The organism is Luteimonas sp. e5, from assembly GCF_054031035.1.
This window is the reverse complement of sequence record NZ_JBSTRX010000001.1, coordinates 891,043-911,953: the sequence shown is the minus strand read 5'-3', so window position 1 is coordinate 911,953 and position 20,911 is coordinate 891,043. Positions and strand designations below refer to the sequence as shown.

Below are 20,911 nucleotides of genomic sequence, written 5' to 3'. Positions count from 1 at the left end.
AATGGCGGCATGAAAGGTCATTGCATCCTCTCCCACGGCTTTGAAAGCGGACCGGACGCGACCAAGGTCAGTGCGCTGGCCGAGGCCGCGCAAGCCTTGGGCTGGAGCCACGAGCGCCCGGACTACACCGATCTGGATGCACAGCACGAGGTCAGCCAGCTCGGCAACGTGCCGCAGCGGCTGCAACGCCTGCTGCAGCGCGCGCGCGAGGCGGCCGCGCGCGGGCCGCTGGTGCTGGCCGGTTCCAGCCTCGGCGCGTGGATTTCGGCGCAGGTTTCGCTCGAGGTGCCGGTGGCCGGGCTGTTCCTGCTGGCGCCGCCGGTGCGCATGGGCGAAGCCGCACCACTGCAGGCAGCGGACGTGCCGACCTCGATCGTGCATGGTTGGCGTGATGAATTGATCCCTGCCGACGAGGTGATCATGTGGGCGCAGATGCGTCGCGACCGCCTGCTGCTGGTGGACGACTCGCATCGGCTGAGTGCCCACGTGGAAACCGGAAAACTGGCGTTCGCCGCCCTGCTCGCGGAACTGTAAGCCACCGCCGGCGATCGTCGAGGAGCCCGTCATGCCCCGTTTTTTCGCCAGTTGCGGCAAGGGTCTGGAATACCTGCTGGCCGACGAGCTGCTGGCGCTCGGCTGTGCCTCGGCGAAGGCGACCACCGCCGGCGTCAATGCCGAAGGCACGTTGCGCGATGCGCAGCGCGCGGTGCTGCATTCGCGCTTTGCCAGCCGCATCCTGTGGCCGCTGGCCGGGTTCGACTGCCCGGACGAAGCCATGCTGTATGCACAGACGCGTGCGCTGGACTGGGCACGCCACCTCGATGCCGGGATGACCCTGGCGGTGGATGCGCATGTCTCCGGAGCCGCGATCACCCACGCCCGTTTTGCCGCGCAGCGGGTCAAGGATGCGGTGGTCGATGTGCTGCGCGAGGCCAGCGGGGAACGCCCGTCGGTGGATGCCGAGCACCCCGACCTGCGCCTCAATCTGGTGCTGCGCCGCGGTCGCGCGATCGTCTCGGTCGATCTGTCCGGCGGGCCGATGCATCGCCGCGGCTGGCGTGAAGCGCAGGGCGAAGCCCCCTTGAAGGAGAACCTGGCCGCCGCGGTGCTGGCGCGTGGCGGCTGGCCGGCGCGTTATCGCGAAGGCGGCGCCTTGCTGGATCCGATGTGCGGCAGCGGCACGTTGCTGATCGAAGGTGCGTTGATGGCGGCGGACGTGGCGCCGGGTCTGCAGCGCCATGGCAATGAACTGCCGAGCCGCTGGAAAGGTTTCGATGGCGAAGCCTGGCGGCAGCTGCATGCCGACGCCGGGCAGCGCGCCGTGGCCGGCCTCGCCGCCTTGCGTCCGGTGCTCTTCGGCCGCGACATTGATCCGCGCATGATCGCGGCAGCGCGGCGCAATGCGCAGGCGGCCGGCGTCGGCGAGTGGATCCGCTTCGAAGTCGGTGCGCTCGATGGTGGCTTCTTTACCACGTCCGAGGTCGATGCACCGCAGCCCGCGGAATTGCCGGGTCTGGTGGCCTGCAACCCGCCCTACGATGCGCGGCTGGCGGCCGATCCACGGCTGTACCGCGAACTGGGCGATGCCCTGCGCCGGGAATTGCCGCACTGGTCGGCGAGCCTGTTGTGCGGCAACGACGAGCTGGCGCGTGCGACTGGCCTGCATGCGCGCAAGCGCTATCGCGTGTTCAACGGCGCGCTGGAGTGTGCCCTGATCGCGGTGGATGCGCCGCTGAGCGGCGAGCGTGATGATCCCGCGCAGCCCAAGCCCCTGTCCGACGGCGCGCGCATGGTCGCCAACCGCATCGAGAAAAACCTGCGCCGGCTTGCACGTTGGCGTGATCGCGAAGCGGTGAGTTGTTTTCGTGCCTACGACGCGGACATCCCGGAATATGCGGCGGCCATCGATGTCTACAGCGAGGCCGATGGTGGCCAGCGTTGGCTGCACGTGCAGGAATATGCCGCGCCCTCGAGCGTGCCACCGGCACTGGCACGCCGGCGTCTGGGCGAGCTGCTGGCCGCGGCACGCGAGGTGCTGGAAGTGCCGCGTGAACGGGTCGCGCTGAAGACCCGGGAAACCGGCAAGGGCGGCAGCAAATACGGCCGCTTCGCCGATAGCGGAGCCATGCTCGAGGTGCGCGAGGGGCCGGCGCGGCTGCGCGTCAACCTGTTCGATTATCTCGATACGGGACTGTTCCTCGACCACCGCCCGCTGCGTCGGCGAATGGCTGCCGAAGCCGCCGGCAAGCGCTTCCTCAACCTGTTCTGCTACACCGGCGTGGCCACGGTGCAGGCCGCGCTGGGCGGCGCGGCGCACACCACCAGCGTGGATCTGTCGGCGACTTATCTGCAATGGCTGGCGGACAACCTGCGTTGCAATGGACTGGGTGGCAGTGCGCACCAACTGGTGCAGGCCGACGTGCTGGCCTGGCTGGAAGCCGAGCGCGAGCGCTTCGATCTGATCTTCTGCGACCCGCCCACCTTCTCCAACTCGAAGCGGGCGGGGGATTTCGATGTGCAGCAGGACCATGTACGCCTGCTGCGCGCGGCGATGGCGCGCCTGGCACCCGGCGGGGTGTTGTATTTCTCCAACAACTTCCGCCGCTTCCGCCTGGACCAGTCCACATTGGTCGAGTTCGCCGAGGTCGAGGACATCAGTCGCAGCACGATCCCGCCGGATTTCGAGCGCAATCCGCGCATCCACCGTGCATGGCGGCTGACCCCGCGCCGGCGGGGCGATGCCTCAATGGCGGCCGAAGTCGAGCGCTGAAATCTGCTCGTAGGCGCGTTGCAGTTCCTCGCCGGTATCCGCCTGCACGTTGAAGTAGGCCACCTCGCCGCCGGACAGGTCGATGCTGGTTTCGCGCGCCAGCAGATCCGGCTGCGTGGCGATCTCGGTGCGATACCAGAACACTTCCTGGCCATTGATGGTGATGCGCTCGGCACGCATGCTGCGGCTGCGCCGGAATGGCGAGCTGGGACTGATCGAAACGGTGAAGGCCTGCTGGCCGGCGTCATCCACCGCCTTGCAGAACAGCAGCCCCGGATGGGAGATCACCTCCCAGGTCAGGCCGCTGCCGCGTGGCAGCTGCGGGCACTGCGCGGCGGATTGCGCCCCTGCCACGGCGGGCAGGCACAGCAAAGCCAGCAGCGTGCTGCCGGCGAAAAATTTCCTGATGCGTCTCACAAGCGTGTTTTCCCCAAGCGATGCATGCGTCCCCGGACGCTGCCCAATGCCTATCGTTCCCGCGGAACCGTGTCAAGCGCAGAGCGCGATTACGTGATGCACATCACGTTTGTCCAGCTCGTGGACCGGGGTGCTCAGTGGATGCGGCAACCGCCGGTGGCGCCAGTGGCCTGCACCGGTTGCAGGCAGAAGCGTGCCCGCGGTGCCTTGTGCCGGCTCAGCGAGGTCAGGCTCAGTCGCCATTCGCCGAGCGTCACGGTCTGCGGCGAACCATGCAGGTTGTTGCGGTCGGTATTGATGCGGACTGCGCGAGGCGCTTCGTCGGCCACGCTCCAGCGCAGTTCGATCTCGGCATCCCCGGCGCGGATGCACTGCACGTTGAGCGGGCAACGCGAATCATCCAGCACGCGCAGATACTGCAATCGGCTGCCATCGGGAAGTTGCAGGCTCTGGCCCAGACGCAACGGGTATTCGCCCGCTGCGCTGGCGTTGCGTGGCGCCATGCTTTGGCAGCCGCCAAGCACCAGCGCGGCGAGGGTCACGAGGAGGAGCTCACGCGTTTTCATGCGTCCACGATACCCGAAGCAGGTGACTCCGCCAGTGGTGGCATCGGCCCGCGCCGCGAGGCCAGGCGGTCGGCCAGACGGGTTGGCTCGGGCAGGCGATAGCGGGTGACGAAGCGCATCACCAGTTCGGCGCAGGAAGCCATCGCCACCTTGTGTCCCGGTGAGACGAACAGCGGCAGGCAGCCAGGCTTGCTGCGCAGCGCCCAACCGATTTGCGGGCCGGGCGCGGCGCCGTCCGCAGCCAGCCGCAGCGGCGTGAATGCGCCACGCATTTCGTGCAACGAAGCGAATTCGCCGACCAGCTTTTTCTTCGCCACGCCGATGCTGGCCAGTCCGGTGCTCACCCCGAAGTGCGCCGCGATGCCAAGGCCGCGCGGATGGGCGATGCCATGGCCATCGATGAAGACGAGATCCGGCAGTCGCGGCAGTCCGCGCAGCGCCTCGATTAATGCCGGCAGTTCGCGGAAGGACAACAGCCCGGGAATGTACGGCATCCGCGTCGGCAGGCGTGCAACATGGCTGGCCAGTGGTTGCAGTGAATCGGCATCCAGCAGCACCGCCGCGGCACGGGTGGTGGCGCCGGCGTCCTCGAAACCGACATCGAAGCCCGCCACGGTCCGCACTGGCTGCGGGAAGTCGTCGCGCATGCACACGCGCTGCGCCAGCTCCGATTGCAGCGAGCGTGCGGCGCGCACGTCGCCATCCCAGGCGGGCATCGGCGGGAGGGCGCGCGGATCCTTCATGCGCGCAGTCTAGCCAGTCTTGCGTGATGCCCGCCGTGATGCATGTGCCGGCCAGCAACGACAAAGCCCGCACGAGGCGGGCTTTGCGTGAAATGGTGGAGCCAGGGAGGATCGAACTCCCGACCTCGTCATTGCGAACGACGCGCTCTCCCAGCTGAGCTATGGCCCCATGCAATCGGGAGGGGAAGTGTAGCGCCATCACGCGGCCGGTGCCAGCGCGCGCGATGGCCCGCGGCAGAACGCACCGGAGGGCCTGCAGGGCAGCATGACAGGCCGCCTCCGGGTGCGCTAGATTCGATGCTGCTGCCGGCTATTGCAGTTGCGTGACGGGAACACGCCCGGCATCACACCACATCGTCATCGGGGAACTTCATGTCAAGAAAGAGCACGATCCGTCTTCACCGCCTGTCCGTCGCGCTGTTGGCGGCGCTGGCCACGCCTGCCGCATTCGCACAGGATGCCGGCAGCAGTCAGGACAGCAGCAGCGGCGCCCTGGACCGGGTCACCGTCACCGGCTCGCGCATCCAGCGCACGCAGCAGGAGGAGGCACTGCCGATCACCACCATCCGCAAGGAGCAGATGGAACAGCAGGGCATCACCTCGGCCGAGCAGCTGCTGATGGCGCTCAACATCGCCGGCAACGGGTCGGACAACCTGTCGAGCAATGCCGGCATCGTGCATGAGGAGCAGCGCGGCAACAACGGCGTGTCCGGCGCCAACCTGCGCGGGCAGGGTGCGGATGCCACCCTGGTGCTGCTGAACGGGCGGCGCGTCGCCACCCATGGCCTCAAGGGCCGTGCGGTCGACCTGAACGCGATCCCGTTCGCCGCCATCGAACGCGTGGAAGTGCTGCGTGACGGCGCTTCGGCGATCTACGGCACCGATGCCATCGGTGGCGTGATCAACTTCATCACCCGCAGCGATTACCAGGGCTTGCAGGCCAACGCGTTCGTCGACATGACCGAGGCGGGTGGCGGCAACATGTACCGCGGCAGCCTGCTGTTCGGCCATGGCGATCTGGATACCGATCGCTGGAATGCCTTCGGTACGCTGAGCTACCGCAAGGTCGGCATCCTGCGCGGCTCGGATCGCGACTTCTCCAACACGTTCCAGCCCGCGCGCGGCCTGTCGCCGGATACCCGTGGCACGCCCCATGCCACCGTGTTCAGCCTCGGCACCAGCGCGATCGGCTCCAGCAGCATGCTCGGTACCGGCCTGCTCGATCCTTCCGGCGATGGCGTGCGCATGACCGCGATCAACACCGCCAACCTGCCCGGCGGCATCGGCTGCGAAGCCGCCGGCCCCGACATGGGTCCGTATGCGTACCGCCTGTGGGGCGTGGCGGGCTCGCGCTATGCCTGCGCCTGGGACTACCCGGCCGCGGCGGTCATCATCCAGCCGCAGGACAGCATCGATTTCATCGGTCGTGCCACGTTCCGCGTCGGCGAACAGCATCAGGCGTACGTGGAGCTGACCGGCTCGCGGGTCGAGGTGGCCAAGACCTTCGAGCCGCAGCAGATTTCGTCCAGCAGCTCGTTGGCGGAGACCTCGCTCGGGCCGAGCACCTGGTATCCGTTGAATGACATCACCCGGGCAACGTACGACCGCATCTACGGTGCGATCGCCGATTACTTCGGTACCGACGGGCTCAACTACGGTGCGCCCATCGCCTACCGCTGGCGCTGCGTGGATTGCGGTCCGCGCCAGATCCAGACCGACACCAAGGCCTACCGCTTCCTGGTCGGCATGAACGGTGCATTCGGCAACTGGGATTACGACGTCGGCCTTTCGCGCGCATCCAGTCGCTCGCATTCGACCCTTGGCAGCGGCTACCACTACACCGATGCCCTCAAGCAGGTGCTCGGCAGTGGCCTGATCAATCCCTTCCTGCTGCCGGGCGAGAGCCAGAGTGCGGAAGGCCTGGCCGCGCTGGAGGCCGCCTCGGCCCGCGGCGTGCGCCTGTACGGCGGTGAATCGCTGGTTACCCAGCTGGATGCCTCGATTTCCGGTGAGCTGGGCTTCAACCTGTGGGGTGGCCCGGTGGCCATGGCCGCGGGCGTGGACCTGCGCCGCGAGGAGTTCCGCTTCGAGGGCGACCAGCGCGGCGAACGTCGCCCGGTGTTCAACGCGCCGTTCGACGATGCCAATGCGCTGGACGATGTCAGCCGCAACGTGCGCGCGGTGTTCGTCGAGTTCGCCTTGCCGCTGTTCAAGGGCTTCGACCTCAACCTGGCCGGACGCCATGACCGCTATGACGGCTTCGGCAGTACCACCAATCCGAAGTATTCGTTCAAGTACCAGCCCAACGACAGCCTGCTGTTCCGCGGCGCGTACAGCACCGGCTTCAAGGTGCCCTCGTTCAACCAGCTCTACAATGGGGTCAGCGAGGTGCTGTACACCGGGCTTGACCTGGCCGATCCGGGAAGCTGCCCGGGCGGCCATGTGCAGCCGGGGGTTCCGGGCTGCGAGAGCATCCGCCCGGTGGAGTTGTTCGGTGGCAAGGACACGCTGCTGCCCGAAACCGCGAAGCAGAAGAGCCTGGGCATGGTGTTTTCGCCCAACGCCTACTTCAACATCGCGCTGGACTGGTGGGAGATCGAGCGCGAGAACACCATCCGCTCGGCGCCGCGCGACGTGCTGATCGAGTACTACGACCTGTTCCGCGACAACTGGATCCGCGATGCCAGCGGCGAAGTGGTGCAGCTCGACCGTCGTTACATCAACTCCGGTGGCAGCCTGATGCGCGGCATCGAGCTGGACGTCAACCTGCGCGGCGACATGGCCGGCGGGCGCTGGCACCTGGGCTGGAACGGCAGCTACATCGATACCTTCCGCACCAAGGCGCTGGAAACCCTGCCGTACACCTCGAACCTGGTCGGCGACTACGTGCGCTACTACAACCTGCCGATCCGCTGGAAGCACAGCCTCAACTTCAGCTGGAACCGCGGCGCGTGGACGCACACCCTGTCGCAGTTGTACCGCGACGGCTACTACGACGAGCGCCCGGTGAGCGTGCGCAATGACAGCTACCTGCCGCCGGAGTGGTCACAGCGGGTGGACAGCTACACCACCTACAACTACAGCCTGCAGTACACCGGCTTCCGCAACATGCGTCTGGGCTTCGGCATCAAGAACCTGTTCGATACCGATCCGCCGTTCACCGCGCACCAGAACGACTTTGCCGCCGGTGCCGCGTGGGAGCCGCGCATCGCCGATCCGCGCGGGCGTGCCTACACCCTCATGTTCGAGTACACGTTCTTCTGAGCACGCCGCTCACGACCAAAGGAGCAACAGTCGGAGGCCGCGCAATTGCGCGGCCTCCGTTCATATGCAAGGGGAAGTTTGTCAGGCGACCGGCGCGGTGCGTGGCCGTTCGCGGCCATCCACCAGTTCGGCGGCACTGACGTCGGCGGTGACGTTGCCGAGGGTGGCGAACACGTCGGGGATGGTGTCCACCGCCAGCAGCAGGCCGAGTGGCTCGACCGGCAACCCGAGCGCCTGGGTCACCGGCATGTTGGTGGCCATGAAGCTGACCTGGCCGGGCAGGCCGACCGAACCCAGGCTCACCACCACCGCCAGTGCGACCGCGGCCAGCCATTGCAGCGCACTGATTTCGATGCCGTAGGCCCAGGCGACGAAGGCGGCGACGCCGATGTATTGCACCGGGCTGGTCAGGCGGAACAGTGATACCGCCATCGGAATCACCAGCGACACCGTTGCCATCGGGATGCCGAGGCGGCGACTGCCGGCCTCGATCATCGCCGGGGTCGAGGCGAGCGAGGATTGCGTGCTCATCGCCACCGCCTGCGCCGGGAAGATGGCATTGGCGAACTCGCGGATGCCGCGGCCGGTCCACACCCGCACCAGCGGATAGACCATCGCCGTCACCACCAGGTACAGCACGCACAGCAGGCCGATGTAGATGCCCAGCGCCTTGAGCGTGGAGGCGCCGGCCTGGGCCGTTACCGCCAGCACCAGCGCGAACACGCCGATCGGCGCCACCAGCAGCACCCAGCGCACAATCACGATCATCACGTCGGCGATCCCCTGCACCAGTTCCAGCAGGCGTTCGCGGCGCTGTGCATCGATCTGCACCAGTGCGAAGCCGAAGAACAGGGAGAACACCACCAGCGGCAGCATCGCGCTGGCCGCGGCCGCGGCGATGGCATTGCTCGGCACCATTCCGGTCAGCCAGTCCGACAGGCGCGGCGGTTCCACGTTCGCGGGCACGCCGGCGGCACCCTTGAGCGCGGCGGTCAGCTCCGGACTGGGCGGGATCAGGCCGAGCAGGGCGGGCGCGGCGAAGGCGGCAAAGGTCGCCGCCAGGGTCAGCAGGACGAGGAAGATCACGATCGCGCGGCGCGCAATGCGCCCCGAAGCGGCGGCATCGCTGGCGGTGGCGACGCCGAGGATGACCAGCGCACCGACCAGCGGCACCACGGTCATCTGCAAGGCATTGAGCCAGACCTTGCCGACCGGCTGGGCGATGGCCACCGCGCGCTCGGCGGCGGCCGGAGCGAGCCAGGCCAGGGCGAGGCCGACCACGGCGGCGGAGGCGAGAGCAAGCAGAACGCGGGTGGTGGTGGAGAACGGCAACTTCATCGTTGGATGCTCGACGTGGAATCGGTGGAAGGAGGATGCAGCGGGGCAAGGATGGCGTGCACCGGCGAACCGGCGCGGTCCTGCCACCTGCTCATGGCGAAAGGATCTCGTGCATGCGTTCGAGGTTGGCGCCGACCGCCGCCTTGGACTGCTTGCGCGCCTCGCAAAGCAGCACGAAGATCACATCGAGCAGGTGCTGCAGCGCGGCCTGGTACAGCAGCGGCTCGATGTGCGGACGCTCGTCATGCGCGGCGACCAGCAGTGACAGGTCGGCCTGCGCGCGCAACGGGTTGGGCGTATGCCGGGTGACGCTGACCACATGGCCGATGCGCGGCTGGAAGTCGTCCAGCATGCGGCTCAGCATCGGCTGCTGGCCTTGTTCTGAGAACAGCAGCAGCACGTCGTTGCGCCCGGCGCCGGACAGCCCGGCGGCCATCAATGCCGGGTCGAAGTGATGCACCGCGAGGATGCCGAGCAGCGAGAGTTTCATCGCGAACGCACGCGCCGGGATGCCGTCCTCGCCAAGCCCGATCACGAATACCGCGTTGGCACGGTGGATCGCGCGCGCGACCGCATCCAGGCTTTCCGGCGGGTTCAGCAGGCGGGTTTCCTGTTCGGCCTGTGCCTTCAGCCGCCACAGCGCGTCCGCGGTCTGCGCATGCGGATGCAATGGCACGCTTTCATCGGGTGCCTGGGTGGTGGCATCGCCATCGCCGTTGCCGGCTTCGCGCGCCAACGCCTGACCGATCGAGTACTTGAGGTCGGGGTAGCCCTTGAAGCCCAGGCGCTGTGCGAACTTGATGATCGATGACTGGCTGATGCCCAGCGCGTCGGCAAGTTGCTGCGAAGAGTAGTCACGCAGGTAGTGCGCGTTGTCGACGATGTAATCGGCGATGCGCCGATCCATCGCCGACATCTGGTCACGCGCGGCGCGAATGCGCAGCAGCGGCATGCGTCAGCCGCCTGCCACCGGCAGCAGGTCGGGCACGTCGATGACGCCGAAGCCCGGACGCGTGCCCAGGGTGATTTCGGACTCGTTGAACTGGGTGTCGGCGAGCACCGGGTCATGCAGGCACAGCGACGGACCATCCAGATCGACCTTGGTGATGACCTGCGACATCGCGGCCACCAGGTGCGCCGCGGCAGCCACGCTGACCGACGATTCCAGCATGCAGCCCATCATGCAATCGATGCCGTGTTCGGCAGCAATGTCGGCGATGCGGATCGCATTGGACAGTCCTCCGGTCTTCATCAGCTTGATGTTGATGATGTCGGCAGCGCGCAGACGGATCAACTCGATCACCTCGGGCGGGCCGAACACCGACTCGTCGGCCATCACCGGGGTGTTGACGCGGTCGGAAACGAACTTCAGGCCCATCAGGTCGCGCGCCGGTACCGGCTGCTCGACCAGCTCCAGGTGCACGCCGCTGTCCTCGAGCTTGCGCAGCGCGTAGACCGCCTGTTTGGCGGTCCAGCCCTGGTTGGCATCCAGCCGCAGCAGCGCGCGCCCTTCGACCGCGGCATGGATCGCGCGCACGCGGTCGATGTCCACGCCGATGTCCTTGCCGACCTTGATCTTGAGCGAGGAGAAGCCACGCTCCACTGCACTGATCGAATCGGCGACCATCTTGTCGATGTAATCGACGCTGATGGTGATGTCGGTATTGACCACCGGATCGCCACCGCCGAGCAGTTGGTAGGCCGGCGCGCCATGTAGCTGGCCGAACAGGTCATACAGCGCGATCTCGACCGCCGCCTTGGCCGAGGTGTTGCGCTCCAGCGCCCCCTGGATCAGCGCGATGTTGCGATTGTGTTCGGCGATCGGACGGCCGATCAGCCGTGGCGCGATGTAGTCGCGGATCGCGGCGACGATCGAGCCGTGCGTGTCGCCGGTGATGACCGCCGTGGCCGGCGCGCCGCCCCAGCCGATGGCGTCTTCACGGTCGGTGCGCATGCGCACGATGATGTCTTCCACATGGTCGACGCTGCGCAGGGCGGTCTTGAACGGGGTTTTCAGCGGGACCCGCAGCAGGCCGAGTTCGATGGCGGTGATTTTCATGGGCGTGGCCGAAGTTGCGAATGAAGGGTGTCGAGTGGCATCAGCGACGCATGCGCTGCACGCTGTAGATGCTGTCGATGTAGTAACCGTCCTCGCCCAGTTGCAGCGGTTCAAGCGGCGTCACCGACACCGCGTTGAGCGGATAGCGGGTGCTGTTGCCGTGCTCGTCGCGGTAGCGCACCCCCGGGGTATCGTGGATGACGTAGGTCAGACCATCCTCGTGGCCGAGCACCATCATCACGTGGCCGGGAATGTAGATCAGGTCGCCGGCCTGCAGTGTCTTCATCAGTTCGATGCGTTCTTCGCGTGACATCGACTCGGGCACTTCCAGCGTGTTGAAGGCCGGGCTTTTGCCCTGATCGGAGGTGTTGCGTGGCATCTGCACACCGAAGCCGGCATAGACCTCGGAGACGAAGCCGCTGCAGTCGCGCGCGTCGTAGCTGTGGCCCCAGCCATAACGCTCGCCGAGGAACTTGAAGCCCTGGGTCAGCAGGGTGCGGGTGGTCAGCGGCAGGTAGTGAGTGGACACGTCCGAGGACCTGGGCAGCAACGCGGGCGAGAGCCGCAGGCGACCGTCGGCATCGCGCACCGGCAGTTCGATCACCCACGCGCCCGCTGGCAGCTGGCCGTTGACCGCACGGTTCGCCGGCCAGTCGGTCAGCAGCGGGACGCGGGTGCCCATGTCCAGCGAAAGGCGCGAAAGCTGCGGCTGTTCCGGTGCGTACACGGTTTCCGCACGCGCGCCGGTCACGATCAGCCATGGCCTGCGTTCGGCATAGCCGAACACGTCGGCGGCCACACCCTCGGCGAGGTGGTCGCTGCGCATCCACGCGGCATAGCGCGGCGAAATCACGAACACCCACTCGCCATCGCGGCTGTGATGCAGCGGCAACACCGGGGTACCGGGGAACACGGCGCTTTCCTGGAAGCGGTCGATGTCGGTATCACCGACGCGGCTGAAGACGCGGGTGGCGGTGGGAAAGGTACGCAGGTCCGCACGGCGCGTCACCAGTGCATGGCGCACGCTCACTTCGGTCGGGATCGCGGCGATGTTGGCATCGCGCACCCATGCCTCGATGCGTGCAGCGGGGATCGGCTTGCCGTCGATGTCGTACAGCGTGCGCGAAGGCGCCTTGGACAGGGACTCGATGCGCTTGCGCACGTCGCTGCCGGGCAGGCGCGCGGGCACCGCGCGCAGGTCATGCATGCTCGGGTCTTCGGCATACAGGCGCGCATTCTGCGCGGCGATGGCCTCGGCATCGAGCAGTGCCGAGTCCGGCGCCTGGCTGCGCCGGGCCCAGTACTCGGGTGTCAGTTGCGCACGGCTGACATGCGGAATGATCTGCTCCTGCGCGCTGGCTTGTGCGGCAGGTACGCTCGGGGCGTCCTGGCTGCGCGGCGTGGCACTGGCGCAGGCGGCCGCCAGCAGCAGCATCGGCAGCAAGCCGGCGCGCGCCGCGCGGGACATGAAAGAGGGAACGGCGGGTCGGATGCTTGGGGTCTTCACGATGGCGGCTCGTGGTGTGGAATAGGTATTCTTATATCACGCATTCATGGAATAAATTATTGACCGGCTGCACTGTGCATGCTACACAGAGCACATCCACAGTCTGGAACAAGTGCGAAATCGACATGGTCTGCAACTTTTCCGCAATGTGGCACCACCCGGCCCGGGGAAGGCCGAAAGCAACATTCCATGCCGTCGTCGCGCCCGTGGCGCCGGCTTTCAGCAAGTGATCGGGAGGACAGGGCATGAAGACGATCAAGCGTTCAGTGTTGTCGGCGATGGTAGGCGCTTGCCTCTACGCCATGGTCGGCACGCAGCCGCTGCTGGCGCAGGGAGCGACCGGCGCAGTGACCGGACGCGCCGCGCCCGGTGCGCAGGTCACCATCATCAACCCGGCCACCGGCTTCCAGCGTACGGTCACCGCCGGCAGCGATGGCAGCTATCGCCTGAGCCAGTTGCCAATCGGTGACTACACCATCCAGTCCGGTGATCAGACCTACCAGATCAACGTCACCGTCGGCGGCACCACCACCGCCAACCTGGAACCCAGCGGTGCGCTGGACCGGGTCAACGTGGTCGGCAGCCGCATCATCAACCGTGTGGACGTGCATTCGATCGAGTCGGCCACGGTGATGAATCGCGAGGAGATCGCGCGCATCCCGGTCGGCCAGAGCCTGGGTTCGGTGGCGATGCTCGCGCCGGGCGTGATCGGCGGCAACTCGAGCTTCGGCGGCATTTCCTTCGGTGGTTCGTCGGTGGCCGAGAACTCGGTGTTCATCAACGGCTTGAACGTCACCGACTTCTATCGCCGGCAGAGCTGGTCGGCCGCGCCGTTTGCGTTCTTCCAGGAGTTCCAGGTCAAGACCGGCGGCTACTCGGTCGAGTTCGGCCGCAGCACCGGTGGCGTGATCAACGCGGTGACCCGCTCGGGCAGCAACGAATTCCATGGTGGCGTGGAAGTCACCTGGCAGCCGGAATGGGGGCGCGAAGCGCCGCGTGACCGCTGGTACAACGACGGGACCCTGCGCCAGCGCGGCAGCCACGACAAGTCGCATTTCCTGAAGACCAACGTCTGGGCCTCGGGTCCGATCGTCAAGGACCGGCTGTTCTTCTTCGCCATGTACGAGGATCGCGACAGCCGCAGCACCTATACCAACAACAGCGGCACCACGTTCTACAAGGGCAAGGACGACGGGGACGGCTTCTGGGGTGCCAAGCTCGATTGGCAGATCACCGATAACCACCTGCTGGAACTGCTGGCGTTCTCCGACGAAGCCAAGTCGGTGACCACCGCATGGAACTACGACTTCGATACCCGCACCCGTACCGGCGATGGCAGCAACAGCTACAGCGAAAGTGGCGGCAAGAACTGGTCGGTCACCTATACCGGCCACTTCGGCGACAACTTCACCGCCCGCGCGTTGTACGGCGTCAACCAGAGCCAGGCGTTCGGGCGTTCGCCGGTGGATGGCATCTGTGACTGGGTGACCTACAACGTGGCCAGCTATGGCGCGGCGTACGCCGCCATGGGCTCGCCATCGCTGGGCTGCCATACCGGCGGCAGCGTGCTCAGCCATGCCGACGAACGCAAGGCCGCACGCCTCGACTTCGAATGGCAGCTGGGCAATCACCTGCTGCGTTTCGGCCTGGATCGTGAAGTGATGAGCACCGATCGCAGTTCGTTCTACCCGGGCAGCGGCGTGCAGTACGTGGCCTATGGCCGCACCAGCCCGAACCAGGAGCTCGACAACGGCACGCTGCTGCCGCCGGGCGTTGACGCCTTTCTGATGGGGCGCCGACGCATCGACGGCGGCGTGTTCGAAACCACCGCCAATGCCTGGTACCTGGAAGACAACTGGAACGTCACGCCGAATCTGCTGATCAACCTCGGCGTTCGTGTCGATGCATTCGACAACAAGACCGCAGCGGGCGGCAGCTTCATCAAGATGGACAATCTGGTGTCGCCGCGTCTGGGTTTCTCCTGGGACATGAAGGGTGATGGCAGCAGCAAGCTGTTCGGCAATCTGGGTCGCTACTACCTGCCGGTCACCAACAACATCAACTACACCTTTGCCGGCGGGCTGACCGACGAGCGCACCTTCCACGTGCTCGAAGGCTGGACCCAGCAAGTGCATCCGGTGACCGGTGCGCCGTACATGGCGCCGATCATCGGCGCACAGATCGGGCCGGTGGACGACAGCTACAACATCGGCGTCGACGACCTGCGGCAGAGCGTCAGCCGCGATCTGGATGCGGTGTATCAGGATGAAATGATCCTCGGCTACCAGGCCATGCTCAGCCCGGCGTGGTCCTGGGGCGTCAACGGCACCTATCGCCGGATGAAGAACGCGCTTGACGACATGCGCATCAACGCGCTGTGCGGCGTGCGCCACGGCAATCTGTGGCCGATCGCCAACCCCGGCAAGGAAGTCACCCTGTGGGGCACTACCGACATGGGTTGTGCGCAGGATGGCTGGGTCACCATCGACACCTCGAAAGAGGGCTACATGAAGGGCGGCAGCAACGAGATCGTCGGCTACGCCACGCCCAAGCGCACCTACAAGGCGGTGGAGTTCCAGATCGACCGTGCCTGGGACGAGAAGTGGTCGTTCAACGCTTCCTACCTGTGGTCGAAGTTGGAAGGCAACCACGAGGGCCCGGTCAACTCCGACACCAACTACGGTGACACCGGCATGGTCCAGCACTGGGACCACCCGGCCAACAACGAAAGCTACGGCTTCCTGTTCAATGACCGCCGCCACCAGATCAAGCTGCGCGGCAGCTATGCGTTCAACGAGCAGTGGAGCGTTGGCGGCAGCCTGACCGGCCAGTCCGGCGGCCCGCTCACCGCGCTCGGCGTGACCTGGCCCAACGACACCATCGGTGCCGGCAGCTTCGTCACCGAGGGTTCGGGTGGTGGTTCCGCGTGGATCTGCGTGGCCAACTGCAGCGATCCGCTGAACCGCGTGCTGGAGTGGACCCCACGTGGCTCCAAGGGCCGTCTGCCGTGGACCTGGACCCTGGGTGCCAGCCTCAACTGGCACAAGTCGCTCGGCAGCTCGGATCTGCGCGCGCGCTTCTCGGTGCACAACCTGACCAACAACCAGCGCGTGATCAACGTGCACTCGCGCTACGAAGCGGGTCCGGGCGTGTATCGCGAGACCTGGGGTCAGGGCACGCGCTGGCAGGGGCCGCGCTGGAGCGAGCTGGTCGTGAGCTGGAGCTTCTGAGCAGTGTCGAGCACTGACCGCGTCCGTCGCCTGCGCCTGACGACGACACTGGCCCTTTTCGGGCTGGTGTCGCCGTTACCCCTGCTGGCGCAGGCGGCGGACGCAACTGCCAGCTTCATCGATCGCGAAGTGGATGCCGCAGTGGAGCGCTATTCCCTGCCGGGCATTGCCGTGGGCGTGGTGCGCGATGGTGAAGTGATCCATCGCGCCACGCGTGGCGAGCTGGTGGCCGGAAGTGGCCGCGCGATCGATGCCGACAGCCTGTTCAAGATCGCCTCCAATTCCAAGGCGATGACCGGTGCGATGCTTGCGCGTCTGGTCGACCAGGGCAAATTGAACTGGGATGACCCGGTGATCCGGCACCTGCCGGACTTCCGCATGCACGAGGACTGGGTCAGCCGCGAAATCCAGGTGCGCGACCTGCTGATCCACAACAGTGGTCTGCCGGCGGGGGCGGGCGATCTGATGCTGTGGCCCGAGCCGAATCACTTCACCCGTGCCGACGTGTTGCACGGCATGCGCTACCTGCGGCCGAAGTGGAGCTTCCGTTCGCGCTATGCCTACGACAACACGCTGTACATCGTGGCCGGTGAAGTGGCAGCGGCGGCAGCGGGTGCCAGCTACGAAACCCTGATGCAGCGCGAGGTGTTCCAGCCTCTGGGACTCACGCGGTGCCATGCCGGCGGTTTCGCACGCGACGAGGTCGGCAACGTGGCGCAGCCGCATCGGCGCCGTGACGACAGGAATGTCGTGGTCAATGCCGATCCGGAACAGGTGCCGGAAACCACCATGGCCGCGGCCGGGGGAGTGCGCTGCAGCCTCAACGACATGCTGCGTTGGGCCTCGATGTGGCTCGATCCCGAGCACGTGGGCGTGCAGGCCGATGGCCGGCCGTGGCTGTCCGCGACGCAACGCGAGGCGGTCTGGGCCGCGCAGCAACCGATGCCGTTGACGGCGCGCATGCGGCGCTGGGATGGCAGTCATTACAGTGCCTACGGCTACGGCTGGCGGTTGTCCGACGTCGATGGCACGCAACGGGTGGCACATACCGGCACCCTGTCGGGCATGTATTCGGCACTGACCCTGCTGCCGGAACGCAATGTCGGCATCGTGCTGCTGATCAACGGCAATGCCGGTGAAGCGCGCACCGTGCTGATGCAAAGCCTGACCAAGCACTTCACCCGGCCCGAGGCCAATCCCGGCGTGGCCGGTTATGCGCGACTGCTGGCCGAGGAGCGCGCGGCGGCGGCCGAAGGCAAGCCCGCCACCAGTGGCGCCGCAGCGCGCGATGCGCGACGTCCGGCGCGTGCGGGCGAGCTTGCCGAGGTACTCGGGGTGTGGCGCGATGCCTGGTTCGGCGAGGTGCGGATTTGCCCGCAGGGCCAGGGCGTGCACTTCGCCTCCAGCAAGTCGCCACGTCTGAAGGGGCCGGTGATGCGCAGCGGCGAGGGCTGGCTGGTGGCCTGGGAAGGCAGCCCGGCGGGTGATGCCTGGCTGCGTCCGCAGCCGCGTCGCGAGGGGCAGCCCGCGCGGCTGTTGATGGCCAAGTTCGACCCGGCGGGCGATTTCAGCGACGACTTCGAGGATCTCGACTTCGAGCGCGTCGCCGAGTGCACGCCGACGCGGTGATGCATGTTCGCCGCGCCGCGGCTCAGCCGTGGCCGGCGAACAATTCGCGGCCGATCAGCATGCGGCGGATCTCGTTGGTGCCCGCACCGATCGCATACAGTTTGGCATCACGCAGCAGGCGGCCGGTCGGGAACTCGTTGATGTAACCGTTGCCGCCAAGCGCCTGGATCGCCTCCAGCGTGACCTGCACCGCCGCTTCGCTGGCGTGCATCAGACATGCGGCGGCATCCACGCGGCTGTTGCGGCCGGCATCGTAATCACGCGCCACCTGATAGGCGAATGCGCGGCTGGATGCCAGCGCGGTGTACATGTCGGCGATCTTCGCCTGCATCAGCTGGAAGGTGCCGATCGGCACGTCGAACTGCTTGCGTTCGCGGACATAGGGCAGGGCGATGTCGAGTGCGGCCTGCATCAGGCCGATCGGGCCGCCGGACAGCACCAGACGTTCGGTATTGAGCCCGGCCATCAGCACCTTGACCCCCTGGTTGACCTCGCCGAGCACGTTCTCCGCGGGGATTTCGCAGTCTTCGAACACCAGTTCGCAAGTGTTGGAGCCACGCATGCCCAGCTTGTCGAGTTTCTGCGCGGTGGAAAAGCCTTTCATTCCGCGCTCGACGATGAAGGCGGTCATGCCGCGGCTGCCGGCTTCCTTCGGCGCGGTGCGCATGTACACCACCAGCACATCGGCCTCCGGGCCGTTGGTGATCCACATCTTGTTGCCGTTGGCGATCCACACGTCGCCGCGCAATTCGGCGCGACAGCTCATCGAACCGACCACGTCGGAGCCGGCACCCGGCTCACTCATCGCCAATGCGCCGACGTGCTCGCCACTGCACAACTTCGGCAGGTATTTCTCGCGTTGCGCCGGGTTGCCGCTCGCATGCAGGTTGTTGAGGCAGAGGTTGGAGTGCGCGCCGTAGGACAGGCCGATCGAGCCGGAAGCGCGGGAGATTTCCTCCATCGCCACCAGATGCGCGAGGTAGCCCATTTCGCTGCCGCCGAACTCGGCCGACACGGTCATGCCCAACAGGCCCATTTCGCCGAGCTTGGGCCACAGTTCCTGCGGAAACTCGTTGTCATGGTCGGCGCGTTCGGCACGCGGCGCGATCTCGGCCTCGGCGAAACGGCGCACGGCATCACGCAGCGCGTCGATTTCCTCGTTGATCTTCGGCATGTGCATGGTTCACCCCTGCGCAAATGAAAAGGGCGAGGTCGATCCGGCCTCGCCCCCGGTGGAACATGGATGGCTCAGTTGCCGCGGATGCGGCCCTGGAAGCGCGGCGCGCCGCGGCCCATGGACAGCTTGAGCTTGCCCATCTTGTCGATGCGCTCCTCGGCCATGCGGTCGGCTGCCTGGTAGGTGGGGATCGAATCGCGCTCGGCGATCTCGTAGATGCGCGTCAGGTTGTGGTAGATCGTGCGCATCATGCGCATGGCGCGCTCGCGGTTGTAGCCATCCAGCTCCAGCGCCACGTTCATCACGCCGCCGGCGTTGACCGCGTAGTCCGGCGCATACAGCACGCCGCGGCGGGTCAGCTCATCACCGATGGCATTGGTGGCGAGCTGGTTGTTGGCGGCGCCACAGATGACCTTGGCCTTGATCCGGTCGATGGTCTTCTCGTTCAGCGTGCCGCCCAGTGCGCAAGGCGAATAGACGTCGGCCTCGACATCGTAGATTTCGTCCAGGCCCACCGCTTCGGCACCGAACTCCTCGACCGCGCGCTCGACCAGCTTCTGGTTGATGTCGGTGACGAACACCTTGGCGCCGCGCTCGTGCAGCAGCTTGACGAATTCCATGCCGACGTGGCCGAGACCCTGCACCGCGAACGAATACTTGCCCACTTCCTCGTCGCCGAACTTGCGGTTGAGGGTGGCCATCAGCGCCTGCAGCGTGCCGTAAGCGGTGAACGGCGAGGGGTCGCCCGAGCCGCCGTGCACCTGATGCACGCCGGTCACGTATTCGGTCTCGCGATAGACATATTCCATGTCGTTGACGTCGATGCCGACGTCTTCGGCGGTGATGTAGCGGCCGCCGAGCGATTCGACGAACTGGCCGAATGCGCGGAACAGCGCCTCGGACTTGTCCTTGGCCGGATCGCCGATGATCACCGCCTTGCCGCCGCCCAGGTTGAGGCCGGCCACCGCGCTCTTGTAGGTCATGCCGCGCGACAGGCGCAGCACGTCGGTCAGCGCTTCGTTTTCGTTCTCATACGGCCACATGCGGGTGCCGCCCAGCGCCGGGCCGAGCACGGTGCTGTGGATGGCGATGATCGCCTTCAGCCCGGCGTCCTTGTTGTGGCAATACACCACCTGCTCGTGGTTGCTCTGCTCGATCTGCTCGAAAACCATGCGAAAACTCCGTTGCGCGACGGCATCGACTGCCGCTGCGGATGGGGCAGGGCCGGCAGGCCCCGCTGGGTTGGGAAAGTCCGCTAGTTTAGTCCATCCCCTGCCTGCAGCCGTACCGCGGCGCAACGTGAAAGGCAGGTGCGCATTCAGCGAAAGGCCGCGCAGGGGTCGGGTCGGGGGTGCGCCGGGAGCACCTGCTGCTGGTCGAACTGCGTTGCCGGCGACTCGCCGAAGCCGATGCTCCGCACGCGCGCGTCCGTCCGCGTGCGCAGCCAGAACGGCACGCCGATGTCGCGCCGCACGTGACCGTTGCCGGCGATCAGCACCACGTCTCCGGCATGTGCGAGCAGCACATCGGCCATCACCACGTCGCGGGCGACCTGCGCGCGTGCCATCGGTTCGACCATCGCCTCGGGCAGCATTCCGCAGTGACCCTCGCGCACCTCATGTGCTTGTGCGGCCAGCACGTCGGCGGGCAGCGCGCGATCCAGGCCGAAGAGCAGGATCTGCTCCTCGTCCAGCACCGCGGCGAACCCGTCCTTCATCACCACTGCGGCGTCGTTGCGCGAAAGATTGGCGGCGAGCAGGGGCAGGCGATGCTGCAGGGCGAGCTCGATCAGTGGCCGATACAAGGGCCATTGCCAGCCGCTGCCGGCACCGGCCTGTTCGATCACGCAGTCGGCATCCGCGCAGCGGGCCTGTGCCGCGGTCAATGTCGCCTGCTGCCCCACATCGAACTGCTCCATGGCGATGGCCGGCCGCCAGCCGGCCTCGATGCGCTCGCGCAGCAAGGCGAGGCGCGCCTCATGCACCGCGGGGTTGTCGTGAACCTCACCCAGCAGCAGGATTTCCCGTGCAGTGGATGCGGCGGGCGGCGCGCTGGCGCAGGCCAGCAGCAGTGCGGCCAGCGCCGTGCCCGACGCCATGCGGATGAAGCGCGGCAGCAAGCGGGTTCCCGCCATGGCATGTCCTCCCGAGGTCAGCGTCCAGCATAGCGCGGGCACAGCCCGTCGCAGGAGCAGGCGATACAATGAGGAAT

General features: G+C 66.6%; 15 protein-coding genes and 1 tRNA gene. 5 read left to right on the top strand and 11 right to left on the bottom strand.

What is annotated here, in order from left to right:
• Positions 1-9: 9 nt before the first annotated feature.
• Both ACW11F_RS04275 and rlmKL read left to right on the top strand, forming a co-directional pair.
• Positions 10-534, top strand: a complete 525-nt coding sequence (locus tag ACW11F_RS04275; RefSeq protein WP_456995631.1) for an alpha/beta family hydrolase — start codon at positions 10-12, stop codon at positions 532-534.
• Positions 535-565: 31 nt separating this feature from the next.
• Positions 566-2,770, top strand: coding sequence for a bifunctional 23S rRNA (guanine(2069)-N(7))-methyltransferase RlmK/23S rRNA (guanine(2445)-N(2))-methyltransferase RlmL (gene rlmKL / locus ACW11F_RS04270; RefSeq protein ID WP_456995630.1), 2,205 nt, complete (start codon positions 566-568; stop codon positions 2,768-2,770).
• Here the strand turns inward: rlmKL and ACW11F_RS04265 are convergent.
• From ACW11F_RS04265 to ACW11F_RS04250, 4 genes are all read right to left on the bottom strand, one after another.
• The gene (locus ACW11F_RS04265; RefSeq protein WP_456995629.1) at positions 2,744-3,187 is read right to left on the bottom strand and encodes a hypothetical protein; all 444 of its coding nucleotides are present in this window, start codon (positions 3,185-3,187) and stop codon (positions 2,744-2,746) included. The two genes, rlmKL and ACW11F_RS04265, sit on opposite strands and share 27 nt — an antisense overlap.
• A 134-nt stretch (positions 3,188-3,321) precedes the next feature.
• A complete protein-coding gene (locus ACW11F_RS04260; RefSeq protein WP_456995628.1) occupies positions 3,322-3,753 on the bottom strand; it encodes a hypothetical protein in 432 nt (143 codons plus the stop codon).
• Complete coding sequence (nfi, locus tag ACW11F_RS04255; RefSeq protein ID WP_456995627.1) at positions 3,750-4,496, bottom strand: deoxyribonuclease V; 747 nt, start codon at positions 4,494-4,496, stop codon at positions 3,750-3,752. The genes ACW11F_RS04260 and nfi overlap by 4 nt, the downstream gene beginning before the upstream one ends.
• Positions 4,497-4,589: 93 nt before the next feature.
• Positions 4,590-4,665: transfer RNA gene (locus ACW11F_RS04250), tRNA-Ala, on the bottom strand.
• 203 nt (positions 4,666-4,868) lie between these two features.
• Here ACW11F_RS04250 and ACW11F_RS04245 point away from each other — a divergent pair.
• Positions 4,869-7,760 (top strand): TonB-dependent receptor plug domain-containing protein, encoded by a 2,892-nt coding sequence (locus ACW11F_RS04245; RefSeq protein WP_456995626.1) that lies wholly within the window; start codon positions 4,869-4,871, stop codon positions 7,758-7,760.
• An 81-nt stretch (positions 7,761-7,841) separates the two neighbouring features.
• Here ACW11F_RS04245 and ACW11F_RS04240 read toward each other — a convergent pair whose 3' ends face one another.
• The 4 genes from ACW11F_RS04240 to ACW11F_RS04225 form a co-directional block, all read right to left on the bottom strand.
• The gene (locus tag ACW11F_RS04240) at positions 7,842-9,098 is read right to left on the bottom strand and encodes a dicarboxylate/amino acid:cation symporter (RefSeq protein ID WP_456995625.1); all 1,257 of its coding nucleotides are present in this window, start codon (positions 9,096-9,098) and stop codon (positions 7,842-7,844) included.
• Positions 9,099-9,189: 91 nt separating this feature from the next.
• Positions 9,190-10,050: a MurR/RpiR family transcriptional regulator gene (locus ACW11F_RS04235; RefSeq protein WP_456995624.1), complete on the bottom strand. Its 861-nt coding sequence runs from the start codon at positions 10,048-10,050 to the stop codon at positions 9,190-9,192.
• A 3-nt stretch (positions 10,051-10,053) separates the two neighbouring features.
• A complete protein-coding gene (locus ACW11F_RS04230) occupies positions 10,054-11,157 on the bottom strand; it encodes a dipeptide epimerase (RefSeq protein ID WP_456995623.1) in 1,104 nt (367 codons plus the stop codon).
• Between the two features lie 40 nt (positions 11,158-11,197).
• Positions 11,198-12,625 carry a C40 family peptidase gene (locus ACW11F_RS04225; RefSeq protein ID WP_456995622.1) on the bottom strand — a complete coding sequence of 476 codons (1,428 nt, stop codon included), beginning with the start codon at positions 12,623-12,625 and terminating at the stop codon, positions 11,198-11,200.
• Between the two features lie 284 nt (positions 12,626-12,909).
• On the opposite strand from ACW11F_RS04225, the gene ACW11F_RS04220 reads away from it, so the two are divergent.
• Both ACW11F_RS04220 and ACW11F_RS04215 read left to right on the top strand, forming a co-directional pair.
• Positions 12,910-15,894, top strand: coding sequence for a TonB-dependent receptor (locus tag ACW11F_RS04220; RefSeq protein ID WP_456995621.1), 2,985 nt, complete (start codon positions 12,910-12,912; stop codon positions 15,892-15,894).
• Positions 15,895-15,897: 3 nt separating this feature from the next.
• The gene (locus ACW11F_RS04215; protein ID WP_456995620.1) at positions 15,898-17,523 is read left to right on the top strand and encodes a serine hydrolase domain-containing protein; all 1,626 of its coding nucleotides are present in this window, start codon (positions 15,898-15,900) and stop codon (positions 17,521-17,523) included.
• 22 nt (positions 17,524-17,545) lie between these two features.
• On the opposite strand, the gene ACW11F_RS04210 is transcribed toward ACW11F_RS04215, so the two are convergent.
• From ACW11F_RS04210 to ACW11F_RS04200, 3 genes are all read right to left on the bottom strand, one after another.
• Positions 17,546-18,703 carry an isovaleryl-CoA dehydrogenase gene (locus ACW11F_RS04210; RefSeq protein WP_456995619.1) on the bottom strand — a complete coding sequence of 386 codons (1,158 nt, stop codon included), beginning with the start codon at positions 18,701-18,703 and terminating at the stop codon, positions 17,546-17,548.
• 68 nt (positions 18,704-18,771) lie between these two features.
• Entirely contained in the window at positions 18,772-19,872 is a 1,101-nt protein-coding gene (locus ACW11F_RS04205) for a Glu/Leu/Phe/Val dehydrogenase dimerization domain-containing protein (protein WP_456995618.1), read from the bottom strand.
• Between the two features lie 146 nt (positions 19,873-20,018).
• Positions 20,019-20,834 carry a ChaN family lipoprotein gene (locus tag ACW11F_RS04200; protein WP_456995617.1) on the bottom strand — a complete coding sequence of 272 codons (816 nt, stop codon included), beginning with the start codon at positions 20,832-20,834 and terminating at the stop codon, positions 20,019-20,021.
• Between the last annotated feature and the right edge of the window lie 77 nt (positions 20,835-20,911).